Raw genomic sequence first — 17,671 nt, forward strand, 5'->3', positions numbered from 1 at the left:
AATAAGTTAGAAAGAAATTTAATCTATAAGTTATGATATCAAACCGCTGAATTTCAGCGGTTTGATTCTATTTGGATCACAGTTTCGTCGTAATAAATGCGATAAAAATGACGTTCTTGTTAAATTTTCATACTTATTACACTTGGGAGTTGCAATCGGGCAATGAACGATGCACTCTCGATGACCACTAATTTGCTTAGGATAAAAACAATGAAATTGATCAAGCCTTTAACTTGTGCGCTTGCTCTCGCAATGAGTGGCATGGCATTCGCAGATGTAACCGTGAGTGTTCCTGACAACGTTTCAGTATTAGCGGCTAACGGTGAAAAAGCAGATCTTTCGGGTGGTTTTTTCGCCTCTGAAAGAACACTGACGTTACCTGATGGCCTTAACCAAGTCGTATTTCGTTTCGCCCCTTACTTCAACCAAGGTAATGACCGTTTAAGTGTTGAAAGCGATGTTATCGTTACACGATTTGACGCGACCAATGCCGAACTCACTCTACAAATGCCAGAATACCGCAACCTACGTGATGCGGAAGAGAAGATCAAAGACTTAGATTGGAAACTGGTTGATGATTCTGGCAACGCAATCGCGGTTGACCAAGACAAGTTGCTCAAACCGGGTATGCAAATCGGTCGTGATTACGTACGTGAAATCGAAGATTATAACCAAGCTGGCGGTGCAGCAGCCGTGGCTTTTGCTGGCGCAGCGACCATGCAGCCAGTCACGCTTCCTGCAAAGGTTCCTGCGGATATGAAGCAAGTGAGAGCAACTGCGGTTAAAGCGGATTCGACAGCTGAAGAGATGCTGCACTTCTGGTACCAAAAAGCAGACGCAGAAACCAAAGCTCGCTTTAAGAAATATGTTAATCAACAGTAAATCTGGTTAACTTTATCGATATTAAAAAAGCCACTTCACGTGGCTTTTTCGATCAAAAAATTAGGAAACTTGGACAACTTTAGTATTGGCGATCAAGTCATGCAACAAACGTCGCTCCGGATGAAAGAACAACAATGCCAAATTTACCAACGGGATCCCCGGAATGAGCATCTCCAGTAAGTAGCTAATAACAAGCCTTAACCCTGCTGTAACTTTCGTTGCCTTACTATCATTTTTCATTACAACTTTAATACCAATCATGCGCATACCAATGGTTTGCCCATGACTCAATGCATTCCAGTTGATCATTAAAACCGTTGGTAAAGAAAGCAAGTAAAACGCCTGAGTTTCACGAACAAGCGTGAGGTTATCTGCTAAAGAGAGCTGAAAGTCGTTAAGAAAAGAGTTAATACTCAATGCGATGATTAACACGACCACCATCGTAAAGAGCAGGTCGATAAAACCAGCAATGATTCTCTGTTGCTTGCTCGCGATAAAAGCATACATGGACTTCAGTCACCTCAATGTAATTGGTTAAGCGAGAATGACTGAGTGTACAGACGCGCAATGGTGAGCGCAGTTTAGGTATTGCCAACATAATATTCAACTAAGAACATACTAAATCGCGGTCGTATCTCAAAAGTAATCATTACATCTTGAGCATAACCGTATCAATTTAACAAAACGCTACCAGTAACGTTCGTAAATGATATTTCCCCCAGTTTGATGGCGATACTTTTCCAAGCCTAGCTCTTGTAAAACGGGCACGGTATCTTTGATCATTTGTGGATTCCCACACATCATGACAAAGCTACGCTGAGCTGAGAATGGCGCATCAGCGGCGTTGGACAGTAAACCCGATTCGATGAGTTCAGGAATTCGGCCTTGTAATTTACCATCAACCACTTCCCTGCTAACTATCGGTATATACTTTAATCTGCCTTCATATCGTTGCTGAAGCTGTTCAATTAGGTATTTATAAACCAGATCTTTTTCGAAACGAACGGCATGAACCAGCACAATGCGTTCATTGTGAGGCGGTAAGTTTATATCATCCAGCAGCGACAAAAACGGTCCAATCCCCGTACCTGTAGATAGCAGCCACAGGTCATGAGCCTGTTTAGGAATAGAATCATGGATTAAATCGCCATGTGCGGTGGCACCGACATAAATGCTATCACCAGATTTAAGCTTTTGGAGCCGTGGAGAAAGTTGTCCTTGAGGGTCGGCTACTATTAGAAATTCCAACCAATCGAATTGCTCGCTTGGCGCATTAACCACAGAGTAAGCACGGCTGATCGGCTTACCTTCATCATCAAGCAAAGCAAGCTTGGTGAATTGGCCAGCTTTAAATGAAAGAGGCGCGCCAGATATTCTCAAACTGAACAGCTCACCTGTCCAATCAATGCGTTTCTCAACTCTTGCGAGGTTGAAACCTTTGAGTTCAATCATGAGACACCTCCTATCTGGTTACTCTTAGTTAAACTTACGCCTTCAACTCGATTATGTAAAGTTTCTAGTTTACATAATCAAACCACTATTTCATTTCACATTTTAAAAACAATTTTATTACATATTAAATGATTACATCTAGAATAAATGCTCAAAGTGATAAGTCGCGTCGCAATTTGTGGCAAAGCAGATGAAAAAGGAGCAATAGAAATGGACACACTGTTAAAGGACTTTCCCGTTATCACAGAGATAAAAGTCGCATGGGGTGAAATGGATGCTCTGCAACACGTTAATAACGTGGTCTATTTTCGCTACTTCGAGACCGCACGTTTAGATTACTTCAACAAAATTAACCTGCTGGTCGACCTGCAGACCTCGCAAATTGGGCCAGTACTGAGCGAGACTCAATGCCGCTACAAATTGCCTGTTACTTACCCAGACACGCTATTAGTCGGTTCTCGCGTAATCGACATGCAAGAAGATCGCATCACAATGGAGTACCAAGTGCTGAGTAAGAAGTGGGGGAAAATTGCGACCATCGCGACCGCCACTGGTGTGATGTTTGATTTTAAGAACAACGTTAAAGCTGCGATTCCAGATCACGTTCGCCAGTCGATTTTAGACTTGGAAGGAACCGTGGGTAGTACGCATCATTTGGAGTAGCAAGAAACGAGAGATTAAAGGCGAGGTTCCCGACAGCGCTCCTTCATCGCTATCGGGAATGATGCTGAGGTACCATTCCAACTTACGCAATAAGAAAACTAGCGTCATTCTAATGAGCCTAAGTGAATCATTCGAAACCTCGCTAAACGTAACAGCAGCGCGACTCTTCCAGCCTACGCGATAAGAAAGCTACGTCATTCTAGCGAGCCATAGCGAGACTAAGAATCTACTTACCGCTTGCTGCAGACCATAAAGCCATGAATAAACTCAATACAATCTGAGAGTAGATTCTGAATCACGCTCGTTCCTCGCTGTTCAGAATGACGGTTCGAGTTTGGCTCTGATCTCTACAAAACCATCTAAAAAAGCGATTCCAGACGAGCCTATTTGACCATCCGGAATCTCGCTTTAGACGCATCAGTAGAGCGACTCTTCCAGCCTACGCGATAAGAAAAGCTGCGTCATTCTAGCGAGCCATAGCGAGACTAAGAATCTACTTACCGCTTGCTGCAGACCATAAAGCCATGAATAAACTCAATACAATCTGAGGGTAAATTCTGAATCACGCTCGTTCCTCTCGGTTCAGAATAACAGTTCGAGTTTGGCTCTGAGCTCTACAAAACCATCTAAAAAAGCGATTCCAGATAAGCCTAAGTGACCATCCGAAATCTCGCTTAAGACGCATCAGCAGCGCGACTCTTCCAGCCTACGCGATAAGAAAAGCTGCGTCATTCTAGCGAGCCAAAGCGAGACTAAGAATCTACTTACCGCTGCTGCAGACCATAGAGCGGTTAGCAGAATGTCTCGATGTACAGCGCTTCGACTTTGTCCCGCGCCCATTGCGTTTTACGCAGGAACTTCAGCGACGATTTGATTGAAGGATCTTTCTTGAAACAGTTCACACGAACCTGCTCATACATGCCATTCCAACCAAAGTGTTCAACTAGTCGGGTGACGATTTTCTCTAAACTCAACCCGTGAAGTGGGTTATTCGGCTGCTGTTGGCTCATGCTATTGATCCGGTAAAGTGAAGTTGCGCGCTAATCTAACTCAAACTCGCCGTGCAACCTAATGTTTTAACCTTGAATTGACCTACGACTCTCCCCTATAGTAGCCCAAACTTCTTAAAAGCCCTTTTCACAATGAAAGCCCTCAACGACCTCAATATTTTTGTCGAAACCGCGCGCCAAGGCAGCTTTTCAAAAGCCGCTAACAGCATGGACATGACACCTGCCGCCATTAGCGCATCGATTAAGCGTCTTGAAGGGCAAATCGGTTTCCCGTTGTTTGTGCGTTCCACCCGAAGCCTGCGTTTAACCTCAGAGGGCGAACTGTTTTTAGACAAAACCACGCAAGCGTTGGCAACATTGCAAGAGGGGTTGGATCAGATCTCAAGTGCGCGCGGGGAGTTGTCTGGTCAGCTGCACATTACTGCACCCTCCGATTTTGGTCGCAATATGTTGCTCGATTGGGTGGATGAGTTCATCGATCTCTACCCAAATGTTTCCATTAAACTAGAGCTGTCCGATAGCTTGACGGATATGTATACCAAGCCTGTCGATATTGCGATTCGCTACGGCGAACCGGCCGACTCCAATCTGGTCGTATTGGCATTGTGTGGGTCAAACGAACGGATATTATGTGCATCGCCAGAGTACGTAGCTACACATCCAGAACTCACCTCTCCTGCCGATTTAACGCAACACAATTGCTTGTGCTACATGGTCGCGGATTCGGTCTACAACAAATGGACGCTCACGCGTGGCAGCGAGAAAGAACAAATCGTGGTCAGCGGTAACTTGTTGAGCAACGATAGTGACTTGCCACACCGGTTAGCGATCAAAGGCAAAGGCATTGCGAATAAATCATTGATGGACATCAGCCGAGACTTAATCGAGGGAAGATTGGTGCGAGTGTTACCAGAGTGGGATTGCGGCCCAGTGCCGCTCTACATGGTATGTGCCGATCGTCGATTATTGACGCCAACGATTCGGACTTTCCGCGACTTTATCCAACAAAAATGCTGCCAGCAACGCGCCAACGTGCTGGCAACCTTCTGTCATTAGGCGATAAATCGAAGAGGACGAATCTGGGTATATTCAACCCAATCGTTCTCTTCCAATGTTTCAAGAAACGTCGCCATATGCGGGCTTTGCAAATGCTTATCCAAGGCCTCTTGCGATGCCCAGATTTCTTGGAACATAAATAGGCCATCAACTTTTTCGTCGAGATACAACTCGTATTGGCAACAGCCTTCTTCTTTGCGAGTTGGCTCTAGTAAACCAGCAAGCAAATTCACCACCTGATCCTTACTGTCTGGATAGGCTTTCACTTCTGCGACTAAGTGGATCATCGTTTTATCACTCTTTTCCGATTTATATATTGATTACAAGGTTCTACGTCACCTGCAAGTAAGCTCGAATTAGATCTCGGTGAATACGGTTTCTGCGTCCCAGCGAGACTTTGGCGTTTTCGCGTTGAAGTCATCTTCCGCGTGGTAGCCAAGCGGCACGATTACAACGCTGGTGTAACCTTTTTCACGCAAGCCAAATTCTTCATCCAGCACTTTGGGATCAAACCCTTCAATTGGCACTGCATCGATTTCTAACGTCGAAGCACCCAACAGCAACGTACCCACGTTGAGGTAAACTTGTTTCTCCATCCAATGGTTTGCATCTTTCAGATCAAAACGGTGCATGTTCACAAAGTAGCTACGACCACCGCGTACAGCCGCTTTCGCTTCTTCAGTTGGGAATCGACCATCTTTTTCTTCTTGCACCATTAGCGCTTCAATGTAGTCGTTATCAATGCCTGTTTTCGCACAAAACACCAATACGTGAGAAGCGTTGAGAATCTTCGCTGCGTTAAATGCGTAGTTCTCTTGCGCCGCTTTAGCGATGCGCTGTTTGCCTTCTTCTGTGCTTGCCAGAATGAAATGCCAAGGTTGAGAGTTCACACTCGATGGACTAAAACGAATCAGCTCTTTAACTGCATCGATTTTTTCTTGAGATAGCTTGCGCGTTGGGTCAAACACTTTCGTTGAGTAACGAGATTTTGCAGCTTGTACGATATCCATGAGGCTCTCCAATTAATGAGTTTAAGCTGAGTAACAGCATAACCTCATGAGATAAAGGGAAAAACCGATTTCGATTAAAAACATTTTCAAAATAAATTTGAAAATAAAACGATAAGAAAGGCTTTGAGCGTTCTCACTGAATTTCTTCATCTTTTCGGCAATAATGCATGTTTGCTCGCAACCAAACTCAACTCATGCTGCCTCAAGATAACGTTATTACATCCTTTCTGTGCAAAAAGCTCGGTCACAATCACCTTCGAATTGCCGGCGAATATTGGCACATTGAGAAGTTGGTGGCCTTGCAATGCATGATGTTGAAAGAAGCGCCTAACCTCCAGGAAGGGCTGCTTTGGTGGAGTAAAAGTGTCTCATTATTCGACCGCCGTTTGTACGTCACATTTCAACATGGTGATGCCCAAATCCATCTGCAAGTAGAATGCAGAACAGCCGATATGCCAAATTGGGCGGAGTCGGTGTTTGGCTTGCTCAAAATGCAGTTGGAGACGCTTGAGCTAAGTGAATCAATACAAGTACAAGTTCAAGCCAGCAATCCACTCGCGGCCGATATTTTTCTAGGGGAAACGCGAGATTCTAAAACCAGTTCAAGCGTGTTTGAACTGGTGAAACATGTTTATTTGCTGCTTTCTCACCAACCAATTGAACAGCCAGAATTGCTGAGTGTTTTGAACGCCTTGTTCATCAAAAACAGTAATTACGCGCTCAAGTTAGAGCAAGCGGCAAGGCAACTGGGCGTCTCCAAACGCACCTTGCAACGTCGACTGCAAGAAAAGCAAATGAGCTACTCTCAATGCGTTGATTTCGCTAAAAGAAAGCAAGCACTCACTTTGCTTGCCGACACCCAACTCACAACGCAGCAAATCGCCTATCAACTTGGTTATGAAGAACCTTCGAACTTTCACCGCACTTTTCGTCGTTGGTATCCGTTTTCACCCATGCAATATCGCCAGCAGTGCTTAGATAACCGCACTCATCTCAACAACCAACCCATCCGCTTGTACTACGCCAAAGCGAATACTTTAGCCGATAACGACATTGACCAACCCGTCGGTAGAATCTGGATGGAAGTAGATAATATTGCGTTTGAAAAAGTGGTCTCAGTTGAGTGTCGAGACCGTGATGGTGCATGGCGGCGCTATCCCGCCTTCTTCGAGCGCTTTTTAAGTCATGGCATCGAACTCTGGGCAACGACCGAACTTCCGGTAGCGCACCCCCTTACCTTTCGCCTTTGTTATGAAGTCGATGGGGAACGTTACATTGAGAATAACCACCAGCGTGATTACGTGGTTTCTAAGGGGCTTTTAATTGGCGCAACGGAATACATTGTCCCGACTCGACAGCTTATTAATATTGGGGCGCAATACACGCTCTTTGTCGAACTGGCATGCCGACTTGAAAACGTTGCGAGGATTGACTGTTACGTCGATGATGCCCCTACACCTCACGTAATGCGCTTGACCCAACACTCGCTACATTATGCTTGTTGGGTGCTGCAATTATCGCTCACTCAAACTGCAAAGCAGTGCCGTTTCCGCCTTTATGATGAATCCGACAACGAGCTCGCGAAAGAGCATTACCCGATACAATATCCTATTGTGCAACCGCTCAATTAAAACTGTCGGTCAGATCAAAATCGTCTCTTCGTGACATCATATCACGTCTTTTTTGGCGTGAAATGACACTCTCAATTTCAAACCTTTGCTTTATCGTTTCTGCATTGCTGCATAACGGAGGCAAAGACCGTGTTTGAAACTCTACCTAACTCAATGAATAAAATAAAAATACTTCCTTTATCGATCGCTCTAGCTCTTTCTGGCTGTGGAAGCGACGAAACCGCACCAGTCGATACAGGCAGCCACGTGGCATCTCCTGATTGGCAAGATCAAATCATTTACTTCCTGATGATCGACCGTTTTAACGACGGCGACAGCGCTCTTAATGATCAAGGGCAAAACGAATTCGATCCGACTTCGGATAAAAAGTTCAGCGGCGGCGACCTCGTTGGCGTGAGTGATAAGTTAAGCTACATCGAAACTCTCGGTGCCACATCGATCTGGATTACTCCGCCAGTGGCAAACCAATGGTGGGATGCAGAACAAAACTATGGTGGCTACCACGGTTACTGGGCGCGTGACTTCCAAAAAGTGGATGAGCACTTTGGTGACATGGAAAGCTACCAAGCGTTAGCACGCGAAGTGCATGCGCGTAACATGTTCTTAATTCAGGACATCGTGACCAACCATGTAGGCAACTTCTTCACCTACAATGATCCTTACAGTTATGATCCAAGCCTACCTTGCCAAGGCTTCCGTTTGATTAAAAATGCGCTACCCGCCGGGCAAGAACTGCCGTACCCACTCAACATGAACGAGTGTAAAACAGACGGCACAGGCAGCTACCACTGGACGCCAACCATCACCGACCACAACGATCCGGTACAAGAAAAAACCTGGCAACTGTCGGATCTGGATGACCTAAATACGTCCGATCCTGAAGTACGCGCTTATCTAAAAGAGAGCTACCGAAAATGGATCCGAGAAGTTGGCGTTGACGGTTTCCGTATCGATACCGTGAAGTTTGTAGAGCACGATTTCTGGAACGACTTCCTGCACGCCGACGATGGTGTGATGACTCAAGCGGTTGATACTGGTCGCGATAACTTCCTCACCTTTGGTGAAGTCTTCGAAACATCTACGCCTTACCACACCGAAGGCGAAGAGAAGATGCTGACTTACATCGGTGAAAGTGGCTCGCCGAAACAGCTAACCTCGGTACTGAACTTCCCATTGCAAGCAACCATGACGCGCGTATTTGCATCAGGGCAACCGACCGACTATTTACGTTTCCGTCTTGAGAAGATGATGGAGATGTTCCCGAATCCATACATCATGCCGAACTTCATTGATAATCACGACATGCCACGTTTTCTGTCGCAAGGTAGCGTGAATGACATGAAACAAGCACTGATCACCATGATGAGCGTACCGGGCATTCCTGTGATTTACCAAGGTACAGAGCAAGCGATGCCAGCAGCGCGCGATGCGATGTTTGCTGGCGGTTACCGTGAAGACGGCGACTACGTAGATTCATTCGACCAAAACAGTGAGATGTACTTGTTTATTCAAGAACTTGCCAAGCTACGCACTGAAAACAAAGTCATGACACGTGGTGAAATAAAAGTGATTGGCAGCGATAAAGTGGGCGCGGGCGTGTTCGCCTTTACTCGAACGTTGGATAACGACGAAGTCTTGGTTGTGATGAATACATCCAACTCGCCGATGTTGATGAACCAACTCGATGTAGAACAAGTTGGTGGCACCGTCTTCAAACAACAAATCATGTCGAACTGGGTAGACGCTCCAGAGCAGTTAATCGCAGATGAAAACGGTCACGTAACCCTTGAGCTACCAGCCAAATCTGCCGTGATTTACTCTAAAACTAACGATACCCAATCGGTAGATACCCCAGACCTCAACATCCAACTGGCGCAGGATTGGGAAGGAAAAACCATCACTGGTGATATTGTTATCGCGGGTAGTGCGAACGCCAACGAGAAGTTGAACCTTGTCGTCGATGGTAACTTAGAAACAGCGCAAGCCATTACTGCAGGCGCTGATGGTCAGTTTAGTGTCACGCTGTCGACTCGTCACTTTGCAATTGGCGAACAACAACACCGCTTCGCGATTTATTCTACTGAGAAAAAAGCTGGCATTGAAGATGTTAACTTTGTGTCGGACTTAAGCTGGTCAAACATGCCAGACGACACTATTGATGACGCGGGTGATGCGCAAGATGGCATGGGCGGTCCTAACGGTAACTATTCGCTACCAACGGATCCAACATTCGATAAAAACAATAGCCAACTCGCAATCAACAAAGCTGAGGTATTTACCGTCGGCAGTAACGTGCGCTTGACCTTCACCATGGACAAGATCACCGATACTTGGTTGCCGCCAAATGGATTTGACCACGTTGGTTTCACCATCTTCATTGATTTACCGGAAGAAGCGGCAACCAACCTAACGGAACTGCCTAAGATCAACGCTTCTATGCCAAGCGGAACATGGAGTCGCAATGCCGTGGTCTTCGGCTGGCAAAGTTCGATTTACAACACTCAAGGCGCAAACGCGACAACATGGGGTGAAGCGGTGACACCAGCACCAATGGTCACGGTAGACAAAGCCAACAACACCATTTCGATGGACTTTGCTAGCGATGCACTAGGCCGCCCAGATTCGCTCGATGGTATCCGCTTCTATGTCACGACTTGGGACTTAGACGGTCTTTCAGCAACTTACCGTCCGCTAGAGCAAGACAAAGGCCCTTGGAACTTCTCCGGTGGCGCATCGGATGAAAGTAAGATTTGGGATGACTTACCAATCATCACCTTGTCTGAATAATCACTGAAACCACAATAAACGCGAACGCAAAAAGCAGCTCACCTTCGAGCTGCTTTTCTTTTTCTGAAATTCTGAAATCACTATCGCGAAACTCACCCTTGCGCTAGTTAAACAGAGACTTCACCCACAGCACCAAACTGTCCCATAACTTCCCAATCCACGAGCCCTCTTCCACCGCTTGGCTGCTGACCAAGGGATAACTCGCCACGGTACTGTCATCGCTTTTCCAAACGACCTTACCAATCTCATCCCCTTGTGCTATCGGCGCAATCAACGGTTCATTTAACACCACACTCTTATCAAGCCCAGCCGTCATTGAACGAGGCAGAGTGAGATAGGCATCTTTAGCGAAGATCGCCTCAACTTGATTGGCATTACCCTTCCAAACGCGAACTTTAGACTCAACTTGGCCCTGCTTAGCAACTTGCTTGGTGTCATAAAAACGAAAACCATAGCTGAGTAGATTCTTCGATTGGCTGATCCGAGCCTGTTTACTTGGCGTGCCCATCACCACCGAGATAAGGCGCATTCTTCCTTCTTTGGCCGAACTCACCAAGCTGTATCCCGCATTGCTGGTGTAGCCGGTTTTTCCCCCGTCGACATCAATGGAATTGTCCCACAGCAATTTATTGCGGTTGTACTGTGTAATGTCGTTCCACTTGAAGACTTTCTCACTGTATAGCGCATACACATCAGGAACATCGCTGATGATCGACTGCATGAGTTTTGCCATATCGGTTGGTGAGGTTTGGATGCCATCACTATCAAGACCATGGGAGTTCACAAAATAGGTGTCTTGCAGTCCTAATTTCTCCGCCCAACCATTCATCAAGGCGACAAAGCCGCGTTCACTGCCTGCAACATGCTCAGCCAGTGCAACACACGCATCATTTCCTGATTGGATGATCACGCCGCGCATTAAGTTCGCAACACTAATTTCATCTTTCGGTTTGATGAACATTTTAGAAGAACCGGGAAACTTGGCCGACCACGCGTTTTCGCTCACGGTGACAACATCATCCCAATTCAAACGCCCCGCTTTGATTTCTTGTCCAACTACATAAGCGGTCATCAACTTGGTTAAACTCGCCGGAGCAAGGCCTGCTCGCCCGTTATGCTCGGCAATAATGGCACCGGATTGAAAGTCCATTAATACGTAGCCTTTTGCCTGTAACTGAGGTGGGTTAGGCGTAACAACGGCAAAAGTAGGTACGCTTATTAAACAAGTCACAATTGTCCATCGAGCCAGTGACACTTTCATCCGACTTCCTCCATGCTCTTACTTTGTCGCAACTCTATTGAGCATAGCTCACTCAATCAGTTGCACCAGTCGCTAATCGTTTCATTTTCTTGAACTTACATTGATTTGACCAAGGTATAGAACTGAAGAGGCAATTGGGAAATAGCATTGGTTCTTCGCGCCATTCGCAGTAAAGTAGCGCTACCCCTCAATAAGGAAATAAAGATAACAATGAACGCTCAATCATTTATCGACGCAGGATTGCATTACACTCCCCACAGTTTTACCGTTCCTCTGGATTACCAAGACGCGAGCAAAGGCACCATTGAAGTCTTCGCCCGTTCGGTTTGCCTAGTTGGCGATGAAGAATCGACCAAACCTTGGTTGGTTTACTTTCAGGGCGGGCCTGGCTTTCCTTCTCCACGTCAAAACGGCAATAACGGCTGGGTAAAACGCGCCCTGCAAGAGTACCGAGTTTTACTTCTCGACCAGCGCGGTACGGGCAACAGCAGCGTAATTAATCACCAGACGCTTGCTCACCTCACGCCAGAGCAACAAGCAGACTACTTGAGCCACTTCCGAGCGGATAACATCGTGCGCGACGCGGAATACATTCGTGAGCAATTTGGCGTCGAAAAATGGGCGATCTTAGGTCAAAGCTTTGGTGGGTTTTGCTCCCTCACCTATTTGTCTTTGTTCCCAGATAGCTTGCTACAAAGCTACATCACAGGTGGCGTGCCATCAGTCTCACGTCATGCCGACGATGTGTATGAAGCCACTTTCAAACGCACCATGGAGAAAAACCAAGCGTTCTTCCAACAATTTCCAAGTGCGCAACAACTTTGCCAAAACATTGCGAATCACTTGCTGGAAAATGAAGAGTACCTACCAAATGGTCAACGCTTCACGGTGGAGCAATTTCAACAAATCGGCATCAACTTTGGTGTGAGTGATACTTTCTTACCAACTTACTATTGGCTAGAAAGCGCGTTGATTGAAGTGAACGGCAAACCACAACTTCGTTATGAGTTCTTAAACGATATGTTGGCGCAGCAAAACTTCCAAACCAACCCGATCTACGCCATTTTGCATGAATCGATTTACTGTCAAAGCTTCGCGTCGAATTGGAGTGCGCACCGCGTTCGCCAAACCCGATCAGAGTTTAATTATGAATCTGGCAAGCCATTTTACTTTACGGGGGAAATGGTCTTCCCATGGATGTTCGACCAATACGTTAACCTCAAGCCACTAAAAGACGCCGCAGAAATATTGGCCGCGAAAGAAGATTGGGCTGCGCTGTACGATCAAACACAATTGGCTCAAAATAAAGTGCCTGTCAGTTGCGCCGTTTACGCCGATGATATGTTTGTTGAAATGGATATCAGCCGAGAGACGCTCGCGTTAATCCCAAATTCAAAAGCGTGGATCACCAACGAGTACGAGCACAACGGTTTGCGTGCCGACGGTGAACGTATTCTCGACAGGCTCATAGCCATGGGCAAACAGACCGCAGCTACGTTGAAATAAGCACGGCAGACGTTAGAAAAACGCCTTTTCAGTATTTGGTGAAAAGGCGTTTATAGCAGTTTATGAACAATGGCGATCAGTCATTCACTCTTTGTCCCTAAACCTTTATCCCTCACCACCTCATGTATAAAACTGCGACATGTCCTTTCCTTGTCAATGACTCCGGTGATTATTTGGTGCTTCTTGCGCCTAACTTTTTTGAAGGGCCTAAAACAGAATAACAGCATAAATTTAAACCAAAAGTATCGGCCCCAACCTACCTAACCCACTATAATTAATGCTTATAATTTGAACACATAGCGGCTTCACCTGCGGACATGCTCCCCCTATCAAAGACCGCCAGGCCCCGCCTACTCATAATATCCGTATAATTTGTCCGTATTTCCGACTGGTTTAGTCAGGTATACTTCGTGCCGCTAAAATTTTAAGGTCGTTGACCACCTGTATTTTTAAAGGAAACCTCATGAGTCAGTATGTAGTTTGTGCGCTGTACAAGTTTGTTGAGCTGAATAACTATCAAGAGCTACGCGAGCCATTATTTGCGTTGATGGAAAAACACCATATTCGCGGAACATTACTACTGGCAAGTGAAGGTATCAACGGTACTGTTGCATCTGATCGTGCAGGTATTGATACGCTACTGGAGTGGCTAAACAACGAACCTCGTTTGACTGGCACCGTATACAAAGAGTCGTATTCTGAGACCCAGCCATTCAATCGCACCAAAGTGAAACTGAAAAAAGAGATCGTAACATTAGGTGTTGAAGGTATAGACCCTCGCCACGTAGTGGGTACTTACGTGAAACCTCAAGAGTGGAACGATCTTATTGCTGATCCTGAAGTGTTTGTTGTCGATACACGTAATGATTACGAAATCGAGATCGGGACATTCAAAGGCGCTGTAAACCCAAATACTGAAACCTTTCGTGAATTCCCAGACTATGTAAAAGAAAACATGGACCCGGCAAAACACAAGAAAGTTGCGATGTTCTGTACCGGTGGTATCCGCTGCGAAAAATCAACGGCTTACATGAAAGAACAGGGCTTTGATGAGGTCTACCACCTAGAAGGCGGCATTCTTAAATATCTTGAAGAAGTTCCTCAAGAAGAGAGCATGTGGGAAGGCGATTGTTACGTATTTGACGGTCGTGTTGCAGTGAACCACCAGCTAGAAAAAGCAGATTACGATTTATGTAACGCTTGTCGTCTACCGATCACTGAAGAAGACAAACAGTCAGAATTGTTCGAGCAAGGCGTGAGCTGTCCAAAATGTCACGGCACACACTCAGAAGAACAAATTGCTCGATTCCGCGAGCGTGAAAAACAAGTTGTTCTTGCAGAGCAGCGAGGCGAGCAGCATGTTGGTGGTGAAAGTGCCAAGCAAAGAGAAGCCCGACGTGCCGCTAAGTACGCGCAAAAAGAAGCGCAGCGTAAACAAGACTAAGCCCAACTCTCCTTATATTTAGCGAGCTGCCGTAAGGTGGCTCGCTTTTACTACGCACCAATACTCTTTCAATACAATTTTGTATCCCTCACCAATACCTCTAGTTGATTGTCTCTTTTGCCTTCGGGTAGCCCCACCATTTCATCATAAGCACTTTGATGCACTAGAACCTGCTTATTTGCTTTGATATTCCTGCACTTCTTTTGCATCTCGATCAGGGAATGAGCCCTCAAAAAGATACCGTTGTCATCAGTGATAAATTGCGCTTCTCCATCAATCACGACAGATGCCTGGTACAATGCGAGATCAAGCGAATGAATGACCAATTTGTCTACATAGAAGTATTTTTGTAACTTACTCAATGGTATTGCCATGTGTCACCTCCCTGAAAGTTACCTCTACGTTTTGTAGAATAAAACCGATCATTGGATGAGATTTCTTCGGTTTACTTGCGTACAACATCGGAAACAAAGAGGATTCCGATGCAAACAATCAATGTCGTGTGGTTAAAGCGAGATTTAAGGCTGACTGACCATCAACCACTAACTCAAGCATTATCAACAAAGCACCCAACTGTGCTTTTGTATATTGTTGAACCATTGCTATTGAACAACCCACACTATTCTGAGCGCCACTGGCGATTTGTTTGGCAATCACTGCAAGACATGGATGAAACGCTCAAAGCGTATGGGCATCGAATCACGGTGCTGTTTGACGATGCCTTAGCATGTTTCCAATCAATTCAAGCGCAATATCAAATCAACGCTGTTTTTTCTCACCAAGAAATAGGACTCAACTGCACCTTTGAACGAGACCGACAAGTTGCCGCTTGGCTGTATGAGCAGAACATCGACTGGTTTGAATTCGAACACGGTGCTGTAATCAGAGGTGCAATAAACCGGCAAGGTTGGGACAAACATTGGGACTCTATCATGAGAGCCTCAATAAGCCCTATTGAGCTCCAAACCGACTTATTGCATTCATTGGATGCAGAAGCTCTCGGCTGTTCGTTTTCGCCACCATCATCCTGGCTATCAAAATGCAAAGGAATGCAAACGGGAGGAAGCCGGCTCGCTTGGAAAACACTAGAGGACTTTTTCCATCGTCGAGGTCGTGATTACTATCGAAGTATTTCTAGTCCCACAGCCTCACGCACAGCCTGTACTCGACTTTCTCCATACCTCGCTTGGGGTAACATATCCTTGCGTGAAGTTTATCAATACCTTTTGAAACACTGGCAAGTCGCTGGATTTCGTCGCAGCTTAATTGCATTGTCTTCACGGCTTCATTGGCACTGTCACTTCATCCAAAAATTCGAATCGGAATACGACATGGAGTTTTACTGCGTTAATCGGGCTTACGAACCATTGATTAGACAAAGTAGTACTTTCGATGAAGAAAAGTTAGCAGCATGGAAATCCGGGCATACTGGCGTACCTTTGATTGATGCCTGCATGCGCTGTTTGCACCACACTGGTTACATTAACTTTCGCATGCGTGCCATGCTGGTTAGCTTTCTTACTCACCACATGAACATGGATTGGCGAGTAGGTGTAACGCATTTAGCGCAACTGTTTCTCGACTTTGAGCCTGGAATTCATTACCCACAATTCCAAATGCAAGCAGGAGTAACCGGGACTAACACAATCCGTATTTATAATCCGATCAAGCAAGCCCAAGAACATGATCCTAACGGTACGTTCATCTACAAGTGGGTACCTGAGTTACAAATGGTTCCTCCCCCTCTTTTATTCGAGCCCTGGACAATGACCCAGATGGAAGCTGTCATGTATCAATTGCAGCCAGATAGCCGTTACCTTGCACCTTTTATCGCACCAGACAAAGCAGCTAAGGCAGCAAGAGAGCGCTTATGGACGTGGCGGAAACGAGCTGATGTGAAACAAGAAGGCAGACGAATTCTTGCGCGACATGTTAGACCCTCAAAAGAAAGTAGGACGCGATGATCATCTTTCAATCACGATGCGTACAAATGCAAACACACTCCAGGGAACCCGTTGTACCCTCAACTAGTAAGGAACACATTATGTTCAAACGTATCTTAGTTATCGCGGCGACACTGATGGCGACATTATCTTTTATGCTTCCCGTCAAGGCTCATGAGCATGGCATGATGAAAGCCGATATTGTCGACGTTGCCGCTGAAAATGGCTCTTTCAATACGCTTGTTGCTGCGGTGAAAGCAGCGGGCCTGGTTGACACTCTCAAAGGGGAAGGCCCATTTACTGTTTTTGCACCAACGGATGACGCTTTTGCAAAACTGCCAGACGGCACAGTCGACATGCTCTTAATGCCGGAAAACAAAGACAAGTTAGTATCTGTTTTGACTTATCACGTCGTCCCAGGGAAAGTGATGGCTGCCGATTTTGTTAAGCTAGACAAAGCGACTACGGTTCAGGGGCAAGATGTGATGATTAAAACCATGGGCGATAAAGTCATGGTTAACGATGCAAATGTCATCGCAACCGATGTGAAAGCTAAAAACGGTGTCATTCACGTGATTGATACTGTCATTATGCCGAAATAACACCATCCAGAGGGCGGTACACTCCGCCCTTTAGACAGAACTTCTTCCACCCTTAGCACGATTCCTCTCCATTTATCCCCAACAAACCTCCATTCATTCTCCATGATTATTAATAAGATAAAAACAAAATTAAAATCAATATCTTGCAATACGATACTGCATAATATTGACGAGGTTAAGATATCGTTATCTTTCAATTTGAGAACAGGATTCCATGTCAGTGACGTTTACTTTTCCACATGTAAATTCTTAAGCTAAATTTTGGCTGCTCAATCACATTTCGGCAAACCATTCGAAAGGGTGGGACGCAAAGCTTCCGGTCTGTCAGCATTTAAAAATCTAAAAGAATGCTCATGATAGCGGGGTTACCATGACTCAGTGTTACAGAAGTCCAATTTCTGTAGCGTTGCTTTATGCTCAGCAT

16 protein-coding genes and 1 riboswitch are annotated in these 17,671 nt (G+C 45.7%); of the genes, 9 read left to right on the plus strand and 7 right to left on the minus strand.

Annotated features, from left to right (window positions below):
* Window positions 1-210 precede the first annotated feature (210 nt).
* On the plus strand, window positions 211-882 hold the full coding sequence (locus R7R24_RS04655) for a DUF2057 domain-containing protein (RefSeq protein WP_017634411.1): 672 nt from the start codon (window positions 211-213) through the stop codon (window positions 880-882).
* Between the two features lie 60 nt (window positions 883-942).
* Here the strand turns inward: R7R24_RS04655 and R7R24_RS04660 are convergent, their stop codons facing one another.
* Both R7R24_RS04660 and R7R24_RS04665 read right to left on the minus strand, forming a co-directional pair.
* A complete protein-coding gene (locus R7R24_RS04660) occupies window positions 943-1,389 on the minus strand; it encodes an RDD family protein (RefSeq protein ID WP_025768614.1) in 447 nt (148 codons plus the stop codon).
* 180 nt (window positions 1,390-1,569) lie between these two features.
* On the minus strand, window positions 1,570-2,334 hold the full coding sequence (locus R7R24_RS04665; RefSeq protein ID WP_005374935.1) for a ferredoxin--NADP reductase: 765 nt from the start codon (window positions 2,332-2,334) through the stop codon (window positions 1,570-1,572).
* 210 nt (window positions 2,335-2,544) lie between these two features.
* Here R7R24_RS04665 and R7R24_RS04670 point away from each other — a divergent pair, with 210 nt between their 5' ends.
* Window positions 2,545-2,997 carry an acyl-CoA thioesterase gene (locus R7R24_RS04670; RefSeq protein WP_005374933.1) on the plus strand — a complete coding sequence of 151 codons (453 nt, stop codon included), beginning with the start codon at window positions 2,545-2,547 and terminating at the stop codon, window positions 2,995-2,997.
* 791 nt (window positions 2,998-3,788) lie between these two features.
* Here R7R24_RS04670 and R7R24_RS04675 read toward each other — a convergent pair.
* Window positions 3,789-4,007 (minus strand): VF530 family DNA-binding protein, encoded by a 219-nt coding sequence (locus R7R24_RS04675; protein ID WP_054579375.1) that lies wholly within the window; start codon window positions 4,005-4,007, stop codon window positions 3,789-3,791.
* A gap of 132 nt (window positions 4,008-4,139) precedes the next feature.
* On the opposite strand from R7R24_RS04675, the gene R7R24_RS04680 reads away from it, so the two are divergent.
* The gene (locus tag R7R24_RS04680) at window positions 4,140-5,063 is read left to right on the plus strand and encodes a LysR family transcriptional regulator (RefSeq protein WP_025768616.1); all 924 of its coding nucleotides are present in this window, start codon (window positions 4,140-4,142) and stop codon (window positions 5,061-5,063) included.
* On the opposite strand, the gene R7R24_RS04685 is transcribed toward R7R24_RS04680, so the two are convergent.
* Window positions 5,060-5,350: a putative quinol monooxygenase gene (locus R7R24_RS04685; protein ID WP_005374925.1), complete on the minus strand. Its 291-nt coding sequence runs from the start codon at window positions 5,348-5,350 to the stop codon at window positions 5,060-5,062. The genes R7R24_RS04680 and R7R24_RS04685 overlap by 4 nt on opposite strands.
* Window positions 5,351-5,419: 69 nt before the next feature.
* On the minus strand, window positions 5,420-6,073 hold the full coding sequence (locus tag R7R24_RS04690) for an oxygen-insensitive NAD(P)H-dependent nitroreductase NfsB (protein ID WP_005384588.1): 654 nt from the start codon (window positions 6,071-6,073) through the stop codon (window positions 5,420-5,422).
* A 167-nt stretch (window positions 6,074-6,240) separates the two neighbouring features.
* Between R7R24_RS04690 and R7R24_RS04695 the strand changes: the two genes are divergently transcribed.
* Both R7R24_RS04695 and R7R24_RS04700 read left to right on the plus strand, forming a co-directional pair.
* Entirely contained in the window at window positions 6,241-7,704 is a 1,464-nt protein-coding gene (locus R7R24_RS04695; RefSeq protein WP_191116021.1) for a helix-turn-helix transcriptional regulator, read from the plus strand.
* Window positions 7,705-7,833: 129 nt separating this feature from the next.
* On the plus strand, window positions 7,834-10,491 hold the full coding sequence (locus R7R24_RS04700; protein WP_054579376.1) for an alpha-amylase family glycosyl hydrolase: 2,658 nt from the start codon (window positions 7,834-7,836) through the stop codon (window positions 10,489-10,491).
* Window positions 10,492-10,594: 103 nt separating this feature from the next.
* On the opposite strand, the gene R7R24_RS04705 is transcribed toward R7R24_RS04700, so the two are convergent.
* Window positions 10,595-11,752, minus strand: a complete 1,158-nt coding sequence (locus R7R24_RS04705) for a D-alanyl-D-alanine carboxypeptidase family protein (RefSeq protein WP_054579377.1) — start codon at window positions 11,750-11,752, stop codon at window positions 10,595-10,597.
* Window positions 11,753-11,962: 210 nt separating this feature from the next.
* Here R7R24_RS04705 and R7R24_RS04710 point away from each other — a divergent pair, with 210 nt between their 5' ends.
* Both R7R24_RS04710 and R7R24_RS04715 read left to right on the plus strand, forming a co-directional pair.
* Window positions 11,963-13,258: an alpha/beta fold hydrolase gene (locus tag R7R24_RS04710; protein WP_047102397.1), complete on the plus strand. Its 1,296-nt coding sequence runs from the start codon at window positions 11,963-11,965 to the stop codon at window positions 13,256-13,258.
* Window positions 13,259-13,721: 463 nt separating this feature from the next.
* The gene (locus tag R7R24_RS04715) at window positions 13,722-14,702 is read left to right on the plus strand and encodes a rhodanese-related sulfurtransferase (RefSeq protein ID WP_047102398.1); all 981 of its coding nucleotides are present in this window, start codon (window positions 13,722-13,724) and stop codon (window positions 14,700-14,702) included.
* Between the two features lie 68 nt (window positions 14,703-14,770).
* On the opposite strand, the gene R7R24_RS04720 is transcribed toward R7R24_RS04715, so the two are convergent.
* Window positions 14,771-15,076, minus strand: a complete 306-nt coding sequence (locus R7R24_RS04720) for a DUF6482 family protein (RefSeq protein WP_005374898.1) — start codon at window positions 15,074-15,076, stop codon at window positions 14,771-14,773.
* 108 nt (window positions 15,077-15,184) lie between these two features.
* Between R7R24_RS04720 and R7R24_RS04725 the strand changes: the two genes are divergently transcribed.
* Window positions 15,185-16,666 (plus strand): cryptochrome/deoxyribodipyrimidine photo-lyase family protein, encoded by a 1,482-nt coding sequence (locus tag R7R24_RS04725; protein WP_206946687.1) that lies wholly within the window; start codon window positions 15,185-15,187, stop codon window positions 16,664-16,666.
* An 80-nt stretch (window positions 16,667-16,746) separates the two neighbouring features.
* A complete protein-coding gene (locus R7R24_RS04730) occupies window positions 16,747-17,247 on the plus strand; it encodes a fasciclin domain-containing protein (protein WP_054579379.1) in 501 nt (166 codons plus the stop codon).
* Between the two features lie 272 nt (window positions 17,248-17,519).
* A riboswitch (cyclic di-GMP riboswitch) is annotated at window positions 17,520-17,620 on the plus strand.
* The last annotated feature ends 51 nt before the right edge of the window (window positions 17,621-17,671 follow it).

This window comes from Vibrio sp. 704 (assembly GCF_033339295.1).

Coding starts and splice junctions, on each gene's coding strand:
- R7R24_RS04655 (WP_017634411.1), top strand. CDS start 211: ATGAAATTGATCAAGCCTTTAACTTGTGCGCTTGCTCTCGCAATGAGT.
- R7R24_RS04660 (WP_025768614.1), bottom strand. CDS start 1,389: ATGTATGCTTTTATCGCGAGCAAGCAACAGAGAATCATTGCTGGTTTT.
- R7R24_RS04665 (WP_005374935.1), bottom strand. CDS start 2,334: ATGATTGAACTCAAAGGTTTCAACCTCGCAAGAGTTGAGAAACGCATT.
- R7R24_RS04670 (WP_005374933.1), top strand. CDS start 2,545: ATGGACACACTGTTAAAGGACTTTCCCGTTATCACAGAGATAAAAGTC.
- R7R24_RS04675 (WP_054579375.1), bottom strand. CDS start 4,007: ATGAGCCAACAGCAGCCGAATAACCCACTTCACGGGTTGAGTTTAGAG.
- R7R24_RS04680 (WP_025768616.1), top strand. CDS start 4,140: ATGAAAGCCCTCAACGACCTCAATATTTTTGTCGAAACCGCGCGCCAA.
- R7R24_RS04685 (WP_005374925.1), bottom strand. CDS start 5,350: ATGATCCACTTAGTCGCAGAAGTGAAAGCCTATCCAGACAGTAAGGAT.
- R7R24_RS04690 (WP_005384588.1), bottom strand. CDS start 6,073: ATGGATATCGTACAAGCTGCAAAATCTCGTTACTCAACGAAAGTGTTT.
- R7R24_RS04695 (WP_191116021.1), top strand. CDS start 6,241: ATGTTTGCTCGCAACCAAACTCAACTCATGCTGCCTCAAGATAACGTT.
- R7R24_RS04705 (WP_054579377.1), bottom strand. CDS start 11,752: ATGAAAGTGTCACTGGCTCGATGGACAATTGTGACTTGTTTAATAAGC.
- R7R24_RS04710 (WP_047102397.1), top strand. CDS start 11,963: ATGAACGCTCAATCATTTATCGACGCAGGATTGCATTACACTCCCCAC.
- R7R24_RS04715 (WP_047102398.1), top strand. CDS start 13,722: ATGAGTCAGTATGTAGTTTGTGCGCTGTACAAGTTTGTTGAGCTGAAT.
- R7R24_RS04720 (WP_005374898.1), bottom strand. CDS start 15,076: ATGGCAATACCATTGAGTAAGTTACAAAAATACTTCTATGTAGACAAA.
- R7R24_RS04725 (WP_206946687.1), top strand. CDS start 15,185: ATGCAAACAATCAATGTCGTGTGGTTAAAGCGAGATTTAAGGCTGACT.
- R7R24_RS04730 (WP_054579379.1), top strand. CDS start 16,747: ATGTTCAAACGTATCTTAGTTATCGCGGCGACACTGATGGCGACATTA.